Raw genomic sequence first — 1,332 nt, forward strand, 5'->3', positions numbered from 1 at the left:
TGCCCACCCCGGTGCTCGCCTTCGCGATCCGCCACCTGGGCGCCGCCGCCGGCGTCACCGTCACCGCGAGCCACAACCCGCCGCAGGACAACGGCTACAAGGTCTACCTGGGCGACGGCTCGCAGATCGTCCCGCCGGCCGACGCCGGCATCGCCGCCGAGATCGACGCGATCGGCTCGCTGGACGACGTCCCGCGCGCCGAGGACGGCTGGGAGGTGCTCGGCGAGGACGTCGTCGAGGCGTACCTGGCTCGCGCCGCGTCGATCGTCGACGAGCACAGCCCGCGCGAGCTCGACGTCGTCTACACCCCGATGCACGGCGTCGGCCGCGACACCCTGCTCGCCGCCTTCCGCAAGGCCGGCTTCAGCGCGCCCACCGTGGTCGCCGAGCAGGCCGAGCCCGACCCGGACTTCCCGACCGTGGCCTTCCCCAACCCGGAGGAGCCGGGGGCGATGGACCTCGCCTTCCGCACCGCCGCCGAGGCCGGCCCGGACATCGTCATCGCCAACGACCCGGACGCCGACCGCTGCGCGGTGGCCGTCCCGGTCAACGGCAACGCGGCCGGCAGCGGCAACGGCACCTCCGGCTGGCGGATGCTGCGCGGCGACGAGGTCGGCGCGCTGCTCGGCTCGGCCCTGGTCGCCAAGAAGGCCGAAGGCACCTTCGCCACCACGATCGTCTCCGCCACCCTGCTCGGCCGGATCGCCGAGGCGGCCGGCCTCGGGTACACCGAGACGCTCACCGGCTTCAAGTGGCTCTCCCGCGCCGAGGGCCTGCGCTACGGCTACGAGGAGGCGCTCGGCTACTGCGTCGACCCCGAGGGCGTCCGCGACAAGGACGGCATCACCGCCGCCCTGCTGGTCGCCGAGCTGGCCGCGACCCTCAAGAAGTCCGGCCGCACGCTGAGCGACCTGCTGGACGACCTGGCGCTGGAGCACGGCCTGCACGCCACCGACCAGCTCTCCGTCCGCGTGCAGGACCTGTCGCTGATCGGCGCCGCGATGACCCGCCTGCGCGAGCAGCCGCCGACCGTCCTTGCCGGGCTGAACGTCACCCGGGCCGACGACCTCACCGCCGGCTCCGCCGAACTGCCGCCGACCGACGGGCTGCGCTACTACCTGGCCGGCGAGGCCGTCCGCTCCGCGCGGATCGTCGTCCGGCCGTCGGGCACCGAGCCCAAGCTGAAGTGCTACCTGGAGGTCGTCCTCCCGGTCGCCTCCGCCGCCGACCTGGCCGCCGCCCGGGTGCGGGCCGGCGAGCTGCTCGACGCCGTCAAGCGCGACCTGGCCGTGGCCGCGGGCATCTGACCGCCGGCCCGGAACGGAAGGGGCC

General features: G+C 74.9%; 1 protein-coding gene. It reads left to right on the forward strand.

Annotated elements, in window-relative coordinates:
* Positions 1–1,307, forward strand: a 1,307-nt coding sequence (locus AB0O00_RS39830; protein WP_363659552.1) for a phospho-sugar mutase, incomplete at its 5' end; no start/stop codon positions are given.
* Positions 1,308–1,332 lie beyond the last annotated feature (25 nt).

The organism is Kitasatospora sp. NPDC093558, from assembly GCF_040683475.1.
GTDB lineage: Bacteria > Actinomycetota > Actinomycetes > Streptomycetales > Streptomycetaceae > Kitasatospora.